General features: G+C 69.3%; 18 protein-coding genes and 1 tRNA gene. 11 read left to right on the plus strand and 8 right to left on the minus strand.

Features of this window, described 5'->3' with window-relative positions; all coding sequences use genetic code 11:
• Positions 1-2 precede the first annotated feature (2 nt).
• On the plus strand, positions 3-713 hold the full coding sequence (gene phoB / locus VNS22_RS22455; RefSeq protein WP_349261870.1) for a phosphate regulon transcriptional regulator PhoB: 711 nt from the start codon (positions 3-5) through the stop codon (positions 711-713).
• Positions 714-890: 177 nt separating this feature from the next.
• Here the strand turns inward: phoB and flgH are convergent, their stop codons facing one another.
• From flgH to glmM, 5 genes are all read right to left on the minus strand, one after another.
• The gene (flgH, locus tag VNS22_RS22460; RefSeq protein ID WP_325736463.1) at positions 891-1649 is read right to left on the minus strand and encodes a flagellar basal body L-ring protein FlgH; all 759 of its coding nucleotides are present in this window, start codon (positions 1647-1649) and stop codon (positions 891-893) included.
• A 62-nt stretch (positions 1650-1711) separates the two neighbouring features.
• Complete coding sequence (flgA, locus tag VNS22_RS22465) at positions 1712-2464, minus strand: flagellar basal body P-ring formation chaperone FlgA (protein WP_325736464.1); 753 nt, start codon at positions 2462-2464, stop codon at positions 1712-1714.
• An 11-nt stretch (positions 2465-2475) separates the two neighbouring features.
• Complete coding sequence (gene flgG, locus VNS22_RS22470; RefSeq protein ID WP_325736466.1) at positions 2476-3264, minus strand: flagellar basal-body rod protein FlgG; 789 nt, start codon at positions 3262-3264, stop codon at positions 2476-2478.
• 25 nt (positions 3265-3289) lie between these two features.
• The gene (locus VNS22_RS22475; RefSeq protein ID WP_325736468.1) at positions 3290-4006 is read right to left on the minus strand and encodes a flagellar hook-basal body complex protein; all 717 of its coding nucleotides are present in this window, start codon (positions 4004-4006) and stop codon (positions 3290-3292) included.
• 186 nt (positions 4007-4192) lie between these two features.
• Positions 4193-5551, minus strand: coding sequence for a phosphoglucosamine mutase (gene glmM / locus VNS22_RS22480; protein ID WP_325736470.1), 1359 nt, complete (start codon positions 5549-5551; stop codon positions 4193-4195).
• Between the two features lie 310 nt (positions 5552-5861).
• Here glmM and VNS22_RS22485 point away from each other — a divergent pair, with 310 nt between their 5' ends.
• Entirely contained in the window at positions 5862-6083 is a 222-nt protein-coding gene (locus VNS22_RS22485) for a hypothetical protein (protein WP_325736471.1), read from the plus strand.
• A gap of 75 nt (positions 6084-6158) precedes the next feature.
• Here the strand turns inward: VNS22_RS22485 and VNS22_RS22490 are convergent, their stop codons facing one another.
• Complete coding sequence (locus VNS22_RS22490; protein ID WP_325736473.1) at positions 6159-6839, minus strand: RlmE family RNA methyltransferase; 681 nt, start codon at positions 6837-6839, stop codon at positions 6159-6161.
• Positions 6836-7894: a Ppx/GppA phosphatase family protein gene (locus VNS22_RS22495; protein WP_325736475.1), complete on the minus strand. Its 1059-nt coding sequence runs from the start codon at positions 7892-7894 to the stop codon at positions 6836-6838. The genes VNS22_RS22490 and VNS22_RS22495 overlap by 4 nt, the downstream gene beginning before the upstream one ends.
• A gap of 210 nt (positions 7895-8104) precedes the next feature.
• On the opposite strand from VNS22_RS22495, the gene VNS22_RS22500 reads away from it, so the two are divergent.
• Together VNS22_RS22500 and VNS22_RS22505 are read left to right on the plus strand one after the other, a co-directional pair.
• On the plus strand, positions 8105-8698 hold the full coding sequence (locus VNS22_RS22500; RefSeq protein ID WP_325736476.1) for a hypothetical protein: 594 nt from the start codon (positions 8105-8107) through the stop codon (positions 8696-8698).
• 136 nt (positions 8699-8834) lie between these two features.
• Complete coding sequence (locus VNS22_RS22505; RefSeq protein ID WP_325736478.1) at positions 8835-10940, plus strand: sodium-translocating pyrophosphatase; 2106 nt, start codon at positions 8835-8837, stop codon at positions 10938-10940.
• 106 nt (positions 10941-11046) lie between these two features.
• Here VNS22_RS22505 and VNS22_RS22510 read toward each other — a convergent pair whose 3' ends face one another.
• Entirely contained in the window at positions 11047-11532 is a 486-nt protein-coding gene (locus VNS22_RS22510; RefSeq protein WP_325736480.1) for an outer membrane protein assembly factor BamE, read from the minus strand.
• A gap of 89 nt (positions 11533-11621) precedes the next feature.
• On the opposite strand from VNS22_RS22510, the gene VNS22_RS22515 reads away from it, so the two are divergent.
• The 7 genes from VNS22_RS22515 to VNS22_RS22545 all read left to right on the plus strand — a co-directional run bounded on the left by VNS22_RS22515 (position 11622) and on the right by VNS22_RS22545 (position 15995).
• The gene (locus VNS22_RS22515; protein WP_325736482.1) at positions 11622-12185 is read left to right on the plus strand and encodes a ubiquinol-cytochrome C chaperone family protein; all 564 of its coding nucleotides are present in this window, start codon (positions 11622-11624) and stop codon (positions 12183-12185) included.
• Between the two features lie 174 nt (positions 12186-12359).
• Positions 12360-12863 carry a DUF177 domain-containing protein gene (locus tag VNS22_RS22520; RefSeq protein WP_325736484.1) on the plus strand — a complete coding sequence of 168 codons (504 nt, stop codon included), beginning with the start codon at positions 12360-12362 and terminating at the stop codon, positions 12861-12863.
• Positions 12860-13900: a phosphate acyltransferase PlsX gene (plsX, locus tag VNS22_RS22525; protein WP_325736486.1), complete on the plus strand. Its 1041-nt coding sequence runs from the start codon at positions 12860-12862 to the stop codon at positions 13898-13900. Before VNS22_RS22520 ends, plsX begins: the two co-directional genes overlap by 4 nt.
• Positions 13901-13903: 3 nt before the next feature.
• Positions 13904-14881, plus strand: coding sequence for a beta-ketoacyl-ACP synthase III (locus VNS22_RS22530; protein WP_349261871.1), 978 nt, complete (start codon positions 13904-13906; stop codon positions 14879-14881).
• A 140-nt stretch (positions 14882-15021) separates the two neighbouring features.
• Positions 15022-15345 (plus strand): integration host factor subunit alpha, encoded by a 324-nt coding sequence (locus VNS22_RS22535; protein WP_325736489.1) that lies wholly within the window; start codon positions 15022-15024, stop codon positions 15343-15345.
• On the plus strand, positions 15342-15941 hold the full coding sequence (locus VNS22_RS22540; protein ID WP_325736493.1) for a MerR family transcriptional regulator: 600 nt from the start codon (positions 15342-15344) through the stop codon (positions 15939-15941). Before VNS22_RS22535 ends, VNS22_RS22540 begins: the two co-directional genes overlap by 4 nt.
• Positions 15918-15995, plus strand: a tRNA-Pro gene (locus tag VNS22_RS22545). The genes VNS22_RS22540 and VNS22_RS22545 overlap by 24 nt, the downstream gene beginning before the upstream one ends.
• The last annotated feature ends 259 nt before the right edge of the window (positions 15996-16254 follow it).

The raw sequence follows: 16254 nt of genomic DNA on the forward strand, positions 1-16254 counted from the left end.
TGATCCTGGTGGTCGAGGACGAGCCACCCTTGCAGCAGCTCCTGGCCTACAACCTGAAGTCGGCCGGCTTCGACGTCGCCCAGGCCTTCGACGGCGAGGAGGCGCTGCAGCTGATCGACGAGCGCGCCCCCGACCTGGTCCTGCTCGACTGGATGCTGCCGGAGGTCTCCGGCGTGGAGCTGTGCCGCCGGCTGCGCCGCCGCGCCGATACCTCGGCCGTGCCGATCATCATGCTGACCGCGCGCACCGAGGAGCATGACCGGCTGCGCGGCCTGGAGACCGGTGCGGACGACTATGTCACCAAGCCGTTCTCGCCGGCCGAGCTGGTGGCCCGGATCCGGGCGGTGCTGCGCCGGGTCCGCCCGGCCTTCTCCGAGCAGACCCTGACCTTCCACGACCTGCGCATGGACCTGACCGCGCACCGCGTGTTCCGCAGCGGCCGCGAGGTCCACCTGTCGCCTACCGAGTTCCGCCTCCTGCGCTACCTGCTGGAGAACCCCGGCCGCGTGTTCAACCGCAGCCAGCTCCTGGACCGGGTCTGGGGCTCCGACCTCGAGATCGAGCTGCGCACCGTGGACGCCACCGTGCGTCGCCTGCGCCGCTCGCTCAACCAGAACGGCGAGACCGACCTGCTCCGCACCGTGCGGGCCGAGGGCTATTCTCTCGACCTGAAGCACGGCGTCCCGGCGGAGGGCTTGGCCGAGACCGGCTGACCTCGCCGCCGCTGCCGACACACGCCCTCCCGCTCCACCGTCCCGTCCCGCACACTCCGGCAAACGCCTCGGGCAGGATAGGGAACGAGGGCAGGGGAAGGGGTGCGCCTGCCGGCAGTGGGAGCCCGGCCGCCTGCCACGACGCCCGTCGACGCGAGAGGCGACCCTGCCCGGTCTTCAGAAGGGCAGCAGGATGTCCAGCGCCTGCTGGCCATAGCGCGGCTGCTGCACGTCGGTGATCTGGCCGCGGCCGCCATAGGCCATGCGCAGCTCGGCGATCTTCTCGTGCGCGATGGTGTTGTCGGAGGTGACGTCCTGCGGGCGGATCACCCCGGCCAGCACCAGCTCGCGCACCTCGAAGTTCACCCGGATCTCCTGGCGGCCCCGGATCACCAGGTTGCCGTTCGGCAGCACCTGGGTCACCACCGCCGCCACGGCCAGCCTGATCTCCTCGTCGCGGCTGACCGTGCCGCTGCCACGGCTGCCCGACTGGCTGCTCAGCCCGACGAAGTCGCCGTCCTCCGACTCGTTGGACAGCAGGTCGCCGAGCTTTCCCGCCATCCCGAACATCTGGTTGATGCCGAGGTCCTCGCTGTTCCGCCTGGCCCTGGTGCTCTCGTTGCTGAGCTCCGCCCGGTCCGCCATGGTCACCCGGACGGTCACCACATCGCCGACCTCCCGCGCCCGCTGGTCCTTGAAGAAGGCGCGCGCGCCGCTGCGCCACAGCGAGTTGGCGCCGGCCGTGGGGGCCGGCTCGGGGTCGGGCATCGGCAGGGAAACCGGCTGGTAGCCCGCCACTGCGACCGGGTTCTCGATGGGGGTCAGCGGCGGTGTCTTGCCGATCGCCTCCAGGCGCTCGGAGATGCCGCAGCCGGCCAACGGCAGGACCAGGAGCACCAGCCGCGCCCGCCTCGTCCAGGCCCGTCCGCCGTGCATCGGGTCATCCGCCCTCCGCTCCGTCGGCTTGGCCGATCCCGGCCAGGCTCCGCCGATCCCCGTCATGAATCTTCTCCGATCGCGATCTCGCCTGCCGCCACGACCCGCCCCTGGACCTGACGGGCGCTCGTCAGATTGCTGGCCCGCACCGTCGCGCCCAGCGCACCATCATCCAGTGCGGTGCCGGTCACGCTCAGGCGCAGGCCGCCGCGCACGAAGTTGATCCGCACGGGCTCACCGCGGCGGACCATGCGCGGCTGCTGGAGTCCGTTGCGCAGCACCGGCCGGCCGGCTGGCAGCCGGCGCACCACCTCCATGCCATCGAGTTCAGCCATCGAGCGCAGCGCATCCGGATCCAGCCGCTGCAGTGGCCAGGGCACCATGCGGAACTGCTCCGGCGTCACCAGTGCTCCCGCCGGCAGTGCCTCGACCGGCACCGGCACCGTCACCACCTCGTCCAGGACCGCCACCATGCGCAGCCGCCCGACATGCCCGGTGCCATCCTGCACCGCGAGCCAGCCGGTCAGCCGCCGCCCGCCGCTCCCGCCCGAGGCCGGCTGATCCGCCGTGAGCGTCACGAGCACCGGTGCAGCGCTGGGGTTGCCGAGTGGCAGGGCGGGCTGGACGATCCGGATCAGCCAGTCGCCGTCCCGGCCGGCTGCCAGCTCTTGGCGGACCAGCGCCTGAAGTGCCGGCTCGTCCAGCGCCATGCCCGGTGCGATCGTGATGGACACCCCGGCCGCGGCCGGATGGGCCAGCAACAAGGCGGCGAGCAGGGCTGCCGTCCTGCACCAGCCCGAGAAGCGGGGCGGCATGGTTCGCATCCTCAGCCCCGCAACTGGGTCACGGTGCCCATCATCGAATCGGTGGCAGTGATGACCCGCGAGTTCAGCTCGTAGGCGCGTTGGGCGGTGATCAGGCTGGTGATCTCGGCCACCGGGTTGACGTTGGAGTTCTCCAGATAGTGCTGGAGCACCGTGCCGAACCCGTCCGAGCCGGGCGTGCCGATCATCGCCGGGCCGGACGCGGCGGTCTCCGCCAGGAGGTTGTTGCCGAGCGGCTCCAGGCCGACCTCGTTCACGAAGCTCGCAAGCTCCAGCTGGCCCAGCTCCTGCAGCTCGACCTGGCCCGGAATGCGCGCGCTGACCCCGCCCTCCGGATTGATGGCGACCTCGATCGCATTGCCCGGCACGGTGATGCCGGGCGAGACGGGATAGCCGTCGGCGGTCACCAGCTGGCCCTCCGGGCTCAGCTGCAGATTGCCGGACCTTGTGTAGCCGAGTTCGCCCGAAGGCAGCTCCACCACGAAGTAGCCCTCGCCCTGGATCGCCAGGTCGAGATCGTTCTCCGTGCCGACCAGGGGCCCCTGCTCCAGCACGCGGTACACCGCGGCGGTCTTCACGCCCAGGCCCACATCCACGCCCGCCGGCACGGTCGTGCCGGTCTCCGACGAGGCCGCGCCGCCGTGGCGCTGGCTCTGGTAGAGCAGGTCCTGGAACTCCGGGCGAGCCCGCTTGAAGCCGGTCGTTGTCATGTTGGCGATATTGTTGGAGATCACGTCGACGTTGAGCTGCTGCGCGGCCATGCCGGTCGCGGCGATGTTCAGGGATCGCATGAACGGGCTCCCGATCGGGCAGGGGTCAGGACGAGGCGAGCATCCGGTCGACCGTGCGCCGGGCCAGGTCGTGATGGGTTTCCAGCAGGCGCTGGGTGCTCTCGAAGGCGCGGGTGACCTCGATCAGCCGGGTCATCTCTCGGACCGGCTGGACATTGGAGCCTTCGAGCGAGCCCTGGACCACCAGGGCCGCCTCGGCCGGGACGATCGGGCCGTCGGTGCGGTAGCGGCCGCTGCCTTCCGGCACCAGGGCGGCGTCATCGCCCGGCTGGACCAGGCCCAGGCGGGCGACCACCACCTCGTCCGCCGAGATCGTGCCGTCGGCGGCGATCGTGATGCTCCTGGCATCATCGGGCAGGATGATCGGGGCACCACCATTGTCCAGGACCGCGGCATCGCCCGCGACCAGCCGGCCCGCCGCATCGGTCGTGAACCGGCCGGCCCTGGTCAAGCGCTCGCCCTCCGCCGTCTCCACCTGAAACCAGCCGGGGCCTACCAGCGCCAGGTCGAGGGCGGCACCCGTGCTGCGCAGTGCCCCTTCCTTGCGGTCTACGACCGTGCCGAAGTCCTGGGCGAATGCGACCTGGCCCGGCTCGCCCGCATGGCGCAGGTCCTTGGCAAATACGAGGTCCTGCCGCCGAAAGCCGGTCGTGTCTGCATTGGCGACATTGCCCGCCACCACGTCCAACGCACGCTGCAGGCCGAGCCCGCGGGCCAGGCCGAGATAGCCGGTAAGATCCAAGTCCGACCTCCACGCCGACGGGCCACTGGCCCGGTTCACCTGCGTGGATCCTGACAGAACCTGGTTAACGAAAGCCTAAGTGACGGGGGGCGATCGACAACACGGCCCCTCTGCCGGCGCGGTACGCCCGGCCAGGACCGGGTTCAGCTCGGAAAATGCATGATCCTGCCCTGGCCTCCAGGCGGGTCAGTGGGACGGCGAGTCCGCGTAGCTGGCGATGGCGCCGCTGACCGAACCCAGGATGTCGCTCAGCAGTGCCTCGTCCTCGGCCTCCACCATCACCCGGATCAGCGGCTCCGTGCCTGAGGCGCGCACGAGCAGGCGGCCCTTGCGGCCGAGTCTCGCCTGGCTGTCCTTGATCAGCTGCTCGATGGCCGGTGAGGTCAGGTCGATGCGCCGCTGCACCCGCACGTTGGACAGCTTCTGCGGCAAGGGCGTGAACGGCCTGGCAACCTCGCTGACCGGCCGGTTCTTCTTGAGCAGCACCGCCAGGACCTGCAGCGCCGCCAGCAGCCCGTCGCCGGTCGTGCCGAAGTCGGTCATGATGATGTGGCCGGACTGCTCGCCGCCCAGGTTGTAGCCGCCCTGGCGCATGCGCTCGACCACGTAGCGGTCGCCGACCTTGGTGCGCAGGAGCGGCAGGCCGCGATCGGCCAGATAGGTCTCCAGGCCGAGATTCGACATCAGCGTGGCGACCACGCCGCCGCCGGTGAGCCGCTGCTCCTCCTGCCACTGGGTGGCGATCAGCGCCAGAACCTGGTCGCCGTCGATGATCTGGCCGTGCTCGTCGACCATCACCACCCGGTCGGCGTCGCCATCCAGCGCAATGCCGAGATCGGCGCCGTGGGCGAGCACTGCGCGGGCGACATTCTCCGGATGAGTCGAGCCGCAGTCATGGTTGATGTTGAAGCCGTTCGGCGAGGTGCCGACCCGCACGACCTCCGCACCCAGTTCCCAGAACAGGTCGGGTGCGATGTGGTAGGCGGCGCCGTTGGCGCAATCGACCGCGATCTTGAGGCCGGCCAGGGTCATGCCGCGCGGAAAGCTGCTCTTCAGATACTCCACGTAACGGCCATGCGCATCGTCGATGCGCAGCGCCCTACCGAGCTCCGCAGGTCCGGCCAGCGCCGATGCGGCGTCCGCCAGGATCGCCCGCTCGATCTCCAGCTCGATCGCGTCGGACAGCTTGAAACCATCTGGCCCGAACAGCTTGATGCCGTTGTCCTGGTAGGGATTGTGAGAGGCGGAGATGACCACGCCCAGGTCGGCGCGCAGCGTGCGGGTCAGGAACGCGGCGGCAGGCGTGGGCAAAGGCCCCGCCAGCATCACGTCCATGCCCGCGGAGACGAAGCCGGCAGTGAGCGCCGGCTCGATCATGTAGCCGGACAGTCGGGTGTCCTTGGCGATCACGACCCGGTGGCGGTGGCTGCCCCGGACGAACACTCGACCCGCCGCCTGTCCCAGACGCAGCGCCATCTCGGCGGTCATCGGCCAAATGTTGGCGGTGCCCCGCACCCCATCCGTCCCGAACAGCCGCCGTTCCATGAGCCTGCGCCTCCGTCTGCGCTCCGCTACGAGATCGTCCACTTGCGGCCACGCGCAGCACAAGTCCACCCACGCAGCTTGCGCAGCAGCCATGCGATCCCGCACCGCAGCACCCATGCAACAGTGCCGGTCACGATCGGGTGATAGCATGAGATGCTCGCAGCCATTTCGGAAAAATGGCGGAGATCGTAACGGAGGGCAGCACGCGTATCATAATGCGCTATGGGCGCGGATTGCTTCTGCCGCCCAGGTGTCGCCCGCTATGATCGCTACCAATATGCGGTGACTGAAACCGGTTGGAGCGGCATCAATGGTCGAGGATGGCCGGGGGATGGTCGAGGAGTGCCGGGGCGAGATCATTCTGCCCAATGGCAAGGTCGAGCCTGCCGAACGACGCGCGCCGACGCGCGGCGAGCCGACCTACCCGCGCAGCGCCGGGCGTGTGGACGGCAGCCTGGTCAGGGATCGTCGGGTCCGACGACGGCCGCGTGACGAGACCTTGCGCGGCCGCCTGATCGACCTGAGGGGCTGACGGAGGCACACGCCGCTTCCGGTCGCGTGGTGTCCTCCGCCTGGTCCTGACCCTGACCAGCCGCCCCGGCTCCGGTCACTCGTTCGAGACCACTTCCTCGACTGGAGGCGGACGCCGGTCCAGGCCCAGGAGGAAGCATTCCGAGCTGTCGCTGCGGGTAGCATCCGGGCGGAGGATGCGCACGCTGCGGAACATGGCCTTCGCCCGCTGCTGCAAGGTGGCCTCGGCCCCGCGGACGAGCTTGATCAGCACGCTGCCGCCTTCAACCAGATGGGTCTCGGCGAATTCCAGCACCGCCTCGCCCAACTGCTCCGCGCGCAGCCGGTCCACCAGCCTGCGGCCGGTGGAGGAGGCAGCCATGTCGCTCAGCACCAGGTCGACGCCCGATCCGACCGCCGCCGCGAGGGCCGCCTCGGTCGCTTCGGCCAAAAAGTCGCCCTCGATGATGGTGACGCCGGCGATGGGCGCGATCGGCTGGAGATCGACCGCCACCACCCGGGCCTGCTTGTTCGCCGCGTACTGGCTCCACGATCCGGGTGCGGCACCCAGATCCACGACCACCATCCCAGGACGGATCAGGCCGAACCGTCGGTCGATCTCCTCCAGCTTGAACACCGAGCGTGCCCGGTAACCCTGCGCCTTGGCACGCTGCACGAACGGGTCGTTGAGCTGCCGGGTCAGCCAACGCTGCGAGGAGGCACTATGGGCCCGCGCGTCGCGCAGGCGCACCCGGGTCCGGGAGTTGCTGCCGCTCATGCGCTCACCCTCGCCTGCTCCAATCCGCCCGTCAGCGCCAGCATCTGGTGCAGTCCCTTGCCTAGCAGGTCGTTCAGGATGCCCTCGCGCACCCCGCGGTCGGCCACCTGCAGCCGCTCGATCGGCCAGATCCGGCAGACCGCCTCCAGAATCGCGCAGCCGGCCACGACCAGATCGGCCCGGCCCTTGCCGATGCAGGGGTGCGCGGCCCGCTCCGCGTTGGTCAGCGTGCGCAGATGGCGGCCCACCGTGTCGAGCACATCATAGTCGAGGGTGGTGCCGTCCACCTGGCGCCGGTCGTAGCGGCGCAGGCCCAGATGGATCGCTGCCATGGTGGTGACGGTGCCGGACGTGCCCAGCACCTGGACGCGGCCCTGGCGGTCCTGCTGCTCGTACCAGCGCACCGGCTCGAATGCGGCCAGACGCCTGGCGACGAAGCCGACCATCCGGTCATAGCGTTCCGGGTCCGGCTCCGAGCCGAAGCTCTCGGACAGGGTGACCACGCCCAGCGGCAGGGACAGGGAATGCGCACCGCCGTCCTCGGGCCGGCGGAAGCGGTCCAGCCACATGAGTTCGGTCGAACCCCCGCCGATGTCGATCATCAGGAGGTGGCGCGCGGCGTGGTCGATCAGCGGCAGGCAGCCGAGCAGGGCGAGCGAGGCTTCCTCTTCCTGGTTCAGCACCTCCAGCCGGATCCCGGTCTGGCGCCGCACCCGTTCGACGAAGTCCTGGCCATTGTCCGCGCGCCGGCAGGCCTCGGTGGCCACGCAGCGCGCCCGGGTGACGCCCCGCTTCAGCATGATCCCGCGGCACACCCGGATTGCCGCGATGGTGCGGGTCATGGCGCCGTCGGACAGGCGGCCGGTATGGGCCAGGCCTTCGCCCAGCCGCACGATGCGCGAGAAGCTGTCGATGACCTCGAAGCCGCCTTCGGTTTCGCGTGCCACCAGCAGCCGGCAGTTGTTGGTGCCGAGATCCAGGGCAGCCAGGATGGGGGCGGCCCGAACTGCCGGGTCGCCCGGCTCGAGAAGGTCTTGGTCGTCCTCGGCTAGCATGGGCGGGGATCATATGTCCTGGCCGTGCGCCGGCGCAATCTGCCGCGTTGCACCGCTGCTCCGCGGCCACGTGCGAAGCGGCGTCGCTTGCCGGGCCTGCCGGCTCCCTGCTACCGGCAGTGCCGGGCGAGCGGCCACGCGGCTACCGGTCGCCCCATCACGAGCCGCCGGACCGTTAGGAAGCGGCCGCCTGCCGGATACCGGGTGAAGATGAGCACGATCCGATCGACATTCGCGGCTGCCCTGCTCCTCGGGCTGACGGGCTGCTCCGGCGGCGACGATGCGCCGCGGCCCACGGCCAGCAGCGAGCCTTACTGCCCGCGCCCCACGCTGGTCGCTGACCTCGCGGTGAGCGAGGGGCGCAGCGCCGACGGTCAGGCGGCCTGGACCGCCACGCTCGGCGATCTGCGCTCGAGCTGCGAAGCGCGCGAATTCGACTATCTGGTCGATTTCGATGTTACGGTCGATCTGCGGACCGGGCCCGGCTACGCGGGCGATCGGGTCCAGGTCGACTATTTCGTGGCAGTGACCACCGATACCGGCGAGGTGGTCGACAAGCAGACCTTCCCGGTCATCCTGCAGCCCGGCCGCAACGAGCGGCGCACCATGCGCCGGGAGACGCTGCGTCAGCGCCTGCCCTTCACACACCAGGACCAGCCGGCGATCTGGTCCGTGCTGGTCGGCTTCGAGCCGACCGAGCAGCAGGTCCGGGACCGCATCGAGCCGCTGCCGGCACTGGGTGAGGGGGCTTCGACCAGTGGCGGCCCGGGGGATGCCGGCGGCTCGCCTGGAAGTGGACAGTGACCGATCCCGGCCCTTAGAACTTCTGTACCATCCGGCCGGTGACGCTTGCCCGTCGATCGGCCGGCCACGTGGCACGTGCGGCCACCGGACCCGAACAGAGGGCCGGATCCCGCGCTGCCGCCTAGGGGGGCAGAAGATGACGGGCTTCGAGATCTTCCTTTACTTCTTGGTGATCGCCTGCGGGGTGGCCGGACTTGGCTACGGCGTGATGACGCGTGCCCAGGTCCTGGCACTCCCCGCAGGTAATGAACGGATGCAGCAGATTGCGGCCGCCATCCAGGAAGGGGCCGGTGCCTATCTGAACCGCCAGTACACCACCATCGCGATCGTGGGTGTGGTGATCCTGCTGCTGCTGCTCGTGCTGCTGGGCATCTATCCGGCCTTGGGCTTCGCGATCGGCGCCTGCCTGTCGGGTGCCGCCGGCTTCATCGGCATGAACGTGTCGGTCCGGGCCAACGTGCGCACCGCCGAGGCGGCACGCTCCGGCCTGGCGCGCGGCCTGGACGTCTCGTTCAAGGCGGGTGCCGTCACCGGCATGCTGGTGGTGGCGCTGGGCCTTCTGGGCGTGGCCCTCTATTTCGGCTTTCTGCTCGCGATCGGCGTCGACGAGCGCCGGATCCTGGAGGCGCTGGTCGGCCTGTCGTTCGGCGCGTCGCTCATCTCGATCTTCGCGCGGCTGGGTGGTGGCATCTTCACCAAGGGTGCGGATGTCGGCGCGGACCTGGTCGGCAAGGTCGAGGCCGGCATTCCCGAGGATGATCCGCGCAATCCCGCGGTGATCGCCGACAATGTCGGGGACAATGTCGGCGACTGCGCCGGCATGGCTGCCGACCTGTTCGAGACCTATGCGGTCACCATGGTGGCCACCATGCTGCTCGGTGCCATCTTCTTCGACGGCGCGCAGCAGGCGACGCTGATGCTGTTCCCGCTGGTGATAGGCGGCGCCTGCCTGCTCGCCTCGATCGCCGGCACCTACTTCGTGAAGCTCGGGCCCAGCAACGACATCATGGCCGCCCTGTACAAGGGCTTCATCGTGGCGGCGGTGATCTCGGCGGTGCTGATGCTGCTGTTCACCCTGATCATGCTGTCGGGCACCGAGTTCACGCCCACGGTCGGGCGGTCGTTCGGCTGGCTGCACGTGTTCGGCTGCACGCTGGTGGGCCTGGCCGTCACTGGTCTGCTCATGTGGATCACCGACTTCTATACCTCGACCAAGCACGCGCCGGTCCGCTCGATCGCGCGCGCCAGCGAGACCGGGCACGGCACCAACGTGATCCAGGGGCTGGCCGTCTCGATGGAAGGCACCGCCCTGCCGGTGCTGGTGATCTGCGGCGGCATCCTGGCGGGCTACCTGCTGGCCGGGATCTACGGGATCGCGGTCGCCGCCACGACTATGCTGGCGCTGACCGGCGTGGTGGTCGCCCTGGATGCCTACGGGCCGGTCACCGACAATGCGGGCGGTATCGCCGAGATGTCGGACCTGCCCAAGGAGGTCCGGGTGACCACGGACGCGCTGGACGCGGTCGGCAACACCACCAAGGCGGTCACCAAGGGCTATGCGATCGGCTCGGCGGGCCTGGCGGCGGTGGTGCTGTTCGCGGCCTATGTCCAGGACCTCGGCCACTACTTCCCACAACACGCCAACCTATCGTTCAACCTCGCCGATCCATACGTGGTGATCGGCCTGTTCGTCGGCGGGCTGCTGCCCTACCTGTTCGGTGCCATGGGCATGAAGGCGGTCGGCCGCTCGGCCGGTGCGATCGTCGAGGAGGTCCGCCGGCAGTTCCGCGAGAACGCCGGCATCATGGCCGGCACCGCCAAGCCGGACTACAGCCGGGCCGTCGACATGCTGACCAGGGCAGCGATCAAGGAGATGATCCTGCCCTCGCTCCTGCCGGTGCTGGCGCCGATCCTGCTCTACGCCGTGATCGTGGCAGTGGACAGCCAGGCCAAGGCCTTCGTGGCGCTGGGTGCCATGCTGCTCGGCACGATCGTGACCGGCATCTTCGTGGCGATCTCGATGACCACGGGTGGCGGCGCCTGGGACAATGCCAAGAAGCTGATCGAGGAAGGCCATCATGGCGGCAAGGGCTCGGAAGCACACAAGGCGGCGGTGACCGGCGACACCGTCGGCGACCCCTACAAGGACACGGCCGGGCCTGCGGTGAACCCGATGATCAAGATCATCAACATCGTGGCATTGCTGATCCTGGCCGTGCTCGGCGGCTTCGCTCCGACCTGAGCCGTCTACCGCACGCGCAGCCGGAAAGGCTGCGCGTGACAAAAAAAGGCCCGGCGGGTGCTTTCCGGCCGGGCCTTTCGTTTGACGGTCGGAATCGCGGCCGAGGTCAGCTGCCGGGTCGGCGGGAGCGCTGGCTCCAGAACGGCGGCGACCGATCGGTAGGTCCACCCTCGGAGTTGAAGCGGCCGATATTGCCCAGCAGCTGCTGGGCCAGGCTCAACTCGTTGCCGGAAGTCGGAGTGATGTCGGCGACCGGAGTGATGTCCTTCGCCTGGGACAGATCGCTCCGCGTCACGTCGGTGACCAGCCCGTCATCGCCAAAGCTGATCGCCAGCACCTGCTGGTCGGTGATCTCAGCTTGGTAGAACGACTTGCGTTCCGTCTTCTGCGCCACGTAGTACCACTCGTCGTCCTCGAAGGTGGCAAGCGCGGACGGCGAGCCCATCAGCCGGGCCACCTCCTGCTTGGAGGTGACCCCAGGCACGATGGCACCGGCCATGTCCGCATCGAACCGATGGCCGTGATTGTCGATCATCGGCGTACAGGCGGCCAGGGCCAGGAGTGCCATTGCCGGGCCTGTCAGCCGGAGCATGCGGCAGGATGTCATCGGAAAGGTCCGTCCCCCAACCATGCAGCAGGTATGCCGCCGGCCTGCGACCAGCGTCCGGGAAACTTAAGGCCATGAATTCGTCGCAGCAAGGCGGGATCGTTGCCGGCCTGCGCCGCCTGCTCGGCGGCGGGCAACGCCGGCGGACGGCCGAGCGGCTCTACGCCCAGGCGGTCGAGCGGGCGCGTCGGCCGGAACTCTATGCCCGCATGGGCGTGGCCGACACGCCGGCCGGCCGGTACGAGATGATCGCTTGGCAGGTGCTGGTGCAACTCGCGGCACTGGGCGATCTGGGGGACGACGGGCGCCGGCTCGGCCAGGAGATCGTCGACCGGATGTTCCTCGACATGGACCGATCCTTGCGGGAGCTGGGGGTGGGCGACCTGTCGGTGGGCCGGGAGATGCGCAAGCTGGGGGAGACCTGGCAGGCCCGCACCGAGATCGCCGAGCGGGTATTCCCGCCGGCCGGCACGGCGGTGTCCGCGAGCGCCGTGGCCGAGCTGGACCGGTTCCTGCAGAAGAATGCCGGGGAGGAGAGCAGGGTCGTCGACGGCGCCGCGCTCGCCGCAGACCTGTTCGCCATCCTGGCGGAACTGCGCGGCCGGCCGTTCCCCACCCTGCTGGCTGCGGAACCTTGACCCTCACGGAGCCGGCTCCTACCTTCCGCGCCCATCGCAGGCCGCCACCGATGCCGAGCAAAGCGGGCTGTGGGCCGTAGACGGTATTGTCGTTTCGCCATGCGTATCCATCATATGTCGAGGTCGGTGACGTGGCGGCCGGCAACGCCACGGGGGATGTGCGTGAACTCGTCGGTGGAACTCCAACGTCGCCAGAAGGTCGACCGGATCACGGCAACGCCCGTCACGGTGACGGTCGTGGCGGAGCCGGACGAGCGGGCGGCGATCGCCCGTCGCCTAGAACTGCAGGACGTGGCCTCGCTGGAGGCAGAGTGCCGGCTGGACCGTCCGCCCGCGGCAAAGGGTGTGCGGCTGCGCGGCCGCCTGCATGCCAAGGTCACCCAGACCTGCGTGGTGACGCTCGAGCCGATGCCGGTCGAGGTGGTGACGGAGTTCGAGCGCCTCTACCTGCCGGGCTGGACGCCCGAGATGGATGAGATGACGGAGACGGTGGACGCGGAGGCGCCGGACATCGAGCCGCTGGACGGCGATGTGATCGATCTGGGTGAGGCGGTGGTGGAGGAACTGTCCCTGGCGCTTGACCCCTATCCCCGGCTGCCGGGGGCGGAGCTGGATCCATCTGACGATGACGGCCGGCCCAATCCGTTTCAGGCGCTGGCCGCGCTCCGCCGGTCATGAGCCTCACCATCGCTCTCGACCTCATGGGTGGGGATGATGCACCGGCGGTTGTGATCGACGGTGCGGCACTCGCGCACAAGCGCCACGCGGACGTCGATTTCCTGCTGTTCGGGGACGAAGCGAAGGTGCGGCCCCATCTGGCCAAGTACCCGGCGCTCGCGGCGATGCCGCTGATCCACACCACGGAATTCGTCGCGGGCGACGCCAAGCCATCCCATGCCCTGCGTCAGGGCCGGCAATCGTCGATGCGGCTGGCGATCAACGCGGTGAAGGAGGGCAGGGCCGCGGCGGCGGTCTCGGCCGGCAATACCGGCGCCCTGATGGCCATGGCCAAGTTCGTGCTGAAGACCCTGCCCGGCATCGACCGGCCGGCGATCGCCGGGCCGATGCCCGCGGGCGACAAGAGCGCCATCGTGCTGGATCTGGGCGCCAACGTGGACTGCGGGGTCGAGCACCTCGTGCAGTTCGCGGTGATGGGCCATGTCTTTGCCCGGATCGTGCTGGGCCTGCCCGAGCCCAAGATCGGTCTGCTCAACATCGGCACCGAGGACCTCAAGGGCAATGAGGTGATCCGTGGAGCCGCGGCGATGCTCCGGGCCAGCCCGCTCAACCGCGACTTCTATGGTTTCGTGGAAGGCACCGACGTGACCCGCGGGGTGGTCGACGTGGTGGTCACCGACGGCTTCACCGGCAACGTCGCGCTCAAGATCGCGGAAGGTACCGCTGCGATGTACAGCTCCTTCCTGCGCCAGGCCTTCCGCTCCGACTGGCGGGCGAAGCTCGGCTACCTCCTGGCGCGGCCGGCGCTCAGCCGCGTGCGCGCCAAGCTCGATCCGCGCCGCTACAACGGCGCCATGCTGCTCGGGCTCAATGGCATCGTGGTCAAGAGCCACGGCGGCACCGATGCGGTCGGGTTCGGGCACGCGATCAATGCCGCCGTCGAGCTGGTCCGGGCCGGCACCAATGACCGAATCATCGAGGAATTGACCGCGGTTGCAGGACGGGATGCCGGTGCGCCCGCCGCGGCCGTCGGCTGAAGGTTGCCCATGCTGCGCTCGATCGTGCTCGGGATCGGCTCCTACCTGCCTGAGCGGGTGGTCACCAACGACGACATGGCCCGGATGGTCGATACCTCGGACGAGTGGATCCGGGAGCGGACCGGCATCACCCGGCGCCATTTCGCCGCGGAGGGCGAGACCAGCTCGGACCTGGCGGTCGCCGCCTCGCTGCGCGCCATCGAGGCTGCCGGGATCGACCGCAACTCGATCGATCTCGTGCTGGTGGCCACCTCCACTCCGGACAACACCTTCCCGGCCACGGCGACCGCGGTGCAGCGCAAGCTGGGCCTGCCGGTCGGCATCGCTTTCGACCTCCAGGCGGTGTGCGCGGGCTTCGCCTACGCGCTGTCCGTGGCCGACGCGCTCCTGGTCACTGGGCGGGCCCGCCGGGCGCTGGTGATCGGTGCCGAAACCTTCTCGCGCATCCTGGACTTCGAGGATCGCGGTACCTGCGTCCTGTTCGGCGACGGCGCAGGTGCCATGGTGCTGGCCGCGGCCGAACAGCCCGGCCATGTGAGCGATCGCGGCGTGCTGGCCACGGCCCTGGGCGCGGATGGCCGCCAGTACGACCATCTCTATGTCGACGGCGGCGTGTCCTCGACGAGGACCACCGGCGTGCTGCGGATGAACGGGCGGGAAGTATTCCGCCACGCGGTCCAGCGCCTGTCGGAGGCGGCGATCGAGGTGGTGGCCAAGGCCGGGCTCAGGCTCGCCGACATCGACTACCTGATCCCGCACCAGGCGAACCGGCGGATCATCGATGCGGTCGGCAAGCGCCTCGACATCGCACCCCACCAGGTGGTGGTGACCGTCGACCGCCATGCCAACACCTCTGCCGCCTCGATCCCGCTGGCGCTCGATGTCGCGGTGAAGGACGGCCGGATCGGCGAGGGCGATCTTCTGGTCCTCAACGCCATGGGCGGCGGCTTTGCCTGGGGTGCGGCACTGCTGCGCTGGTGACCTCTGGTGTCCTGGGCCGGATCCGCACAAGACTATCGCCTTTTGCGCGAACAGCGTGGCGCGGTTCCTCTTGCACTGGAGGATCGCGTTGATTTACCGTGACTTGGCGAATGGTGTTGCCGAGAGGGACGAAAGCCAGCATGGCCGATCGGACGGTCACACGAGCGCATCTGGCCGAGGCGGTGTTCCAGGAGGTCGGCCTGTCGCGCAGCGAATCGGCGGCCCTGGTGGACGAGGTGCTGGACCGGGTGTCCGACGCGCTGGTGTCCGACGGCACGGTGAAGATCTCCTCGTTCGGCACGTTCGCCGTCCGCCAGAAGGGCGAACGGCTCGGGCGCAATCCGAAGACCGGCGAGGAGGTGCCGATCCTGCCGCGCCGGGTGCTGGTGTTCCGGCCCTCCCAGGTGCTCAAGGCGCGGCTGAACGGTGAGGATCCGCCGGGCGAGGCGGACGGCGAGGCATGAGCGAGACGCTGGTCGGGTCCGGCAGCGCCGAGGAGCGCGCTTCCCGCCCGATCAAGGCCGCGAGCGCCTTCCGCACCATCAGCGAGGTCGCCGACGAGCTGGATGTCGCCCAACACGTGCTACGTTTCTGGGAAAGCAAGTTCCCCCAGGTCCGTCCGCTCAAGCGCGGCGGCGGGCGGCGTTACTACCGTCCGGAGGACATCGACCTGCTGCGGCGCATCCGCAGCCTGCTCTACGACGAGGGCTACACCATCAAGGGCGTGCAGAAGCTCCTGCGCGTCCGCCGGCGTACGGCCCCCTCGTCTACATCCGCTCCCGCCGAGCTTCCGGCCGCAGCGGAACAGCTCGTGGCCGCCCCCCCGCCCGACGACCACCCCCAGCTCCCGCCGCCGCTGTCTTTCGGCGAGCCGCAACCGTCAGCGTCGCACGAACCCGGCGGGACCGAGCGCCGCCGCCTGCTGACCGAGCTCCACGGCGAGCTCCGCCTGCTCGGCCAGATCGCACGCGATTTGTCCCGCCAGCTCAACCCGTCATTGTCGTCGCCGCAAGACGGTGCTATCGACCCACCCGCACGGAGCGTGGCGCAGCCCGGTTAGCGCACCAGTCTGGGGGACTGGGGGTCGCGAGTTCAAATCTCGCCGCTCCGACCATTTTTTTCAGAGGGTTAGCGGCACATACCTCACCAGGATTTTTCGACTGGTGAGCACATGGTGAGCAAAAGCCCGCCGTGACGGCCGTCTTCCTACCAGCGCCACGGCATCGTCCGCCCACGAGCAGTCGACTTCGCGGCAGGCAATGCATGGGCTCACCAGAACATCAGGATATCACTCCGACTGGCCTGCGCGCCGTTGTGTCGCGGATGATGGTGCCTCCGCTCTCCAATGTGAGCGGGGCATTAGCTCAGATCGT

Origin of the sequence: Geminicoccus sp. (genome assembly GCF_035556675.1) — a bacterium.
In the GTDB taxonomy this organism is placed as follows: Bacteria; Pseudomonadota; Alphaproteobacteria; order Geminicoccales; family Geminicoccaceae; genus Geminicoccus.

Excerpts from the sequence above, each read along its gene's own strand:
- flgH (WP_325736463.1), bottom strand. The coding sequence starts at position 1,649 with ATGCACGGCGGACGGGCCTGGACGAGGCGGGCGCGGCTGGTGCTCCTG.
- flgA (WP_325736464.1), bottom strand. The coding sequence starts at position 2,464 with ATGCCGCCCCGCTTCTCGGGCTGGTGCAGGACGGCAGCCCTGCTCGCC.
- flgG (WP_325736466.1), bottom strand. The coding sequence starts at position 3,264 with ATGCGATCCCTGAACATCGCCGCGACCGGCATGGCCGCGCAGCAGCTC.
- glmM (WP_325736470.1), bottom strand. The coding sequence starts at position 5,551 with ATGGAACGGCGGCTGTTCGGGACGGATGGGGTGCGGGGCACCGCCAAC.
- VNS22_RS22485 (WP_325736471.1), top strand. The coding sequence starts at position 5,862 with ATGGTCGAGGATGGCCGGGGGATGGTCGAGGAGTGCCGGGGCGAGATC.
- VNS22_RS22490 (WP_325736473.1), bottom strand. The coding sequence starts at position 6,839 with ATGAGCGGCAGCAACTCCCGGACCCGGGTGCGCCTGCGCGACGCGCGG.
- VNS22_RS22495 (WP_325736475.1), bottom strand. The coding sequence starts at position 7,894 with ATGCTAGCCGAGGACGACCAAGACCTTCTCGAGCCGGGCGACCCGGCA.
- VNS22_RS22500 (WP_325736476.1), top strand. The coding sequence starts at position 8,105 with ATGAGCACGATCCGATCGACATTCGCGGCTGCCCTGCTCCTCGGGCTG.
- VNS22_RS22505 (WP_325736478.1), top strand. The coding sequence starts at position 8,835 with ATGACGGGCTTCGAGATCTTCCTTTACTTCTTGGTGATCGCCTGCGGG.
- VNS22_RS22510 (WP_325736480.1), bottom strand. The coding sequence starts at position 11,532 with ATGCTCCGGCTGACAGGCCCGGCAATGGCACTCCTGGCCCTGGCCGCC.
- VNS22_RS22515 (WP_325736482.1), top strand. The coding sequence starts at position 11,622 with ATGAATTCGTCGCAGCAAGGCGGGATCGTTGCCGGCCTGCGCCGCCTG.
- plsX (WP_325736486.1), top strand. The coding sequence starts at position 12,860 with ATGAGCCTCACCATCGCTCTCGACCTCATGGGTGGGGATGATGCACCG.
- VNS22_RS22535 (WP_325736489.1), top strand. The coding sequence starts at position 15,022 with ATGGCCGATCGGACGGTCACACGAGCGCATCTGGCCGAGGCGGTGTTC.
- VNS22_RS22540 (WP_325736493.1), top strand. The coding sequence starts at position 15,342 with ATGAGCGAGACGCTGGTCGGGTCCGGCAGCGCCGAGGAGCGCGCTTCC.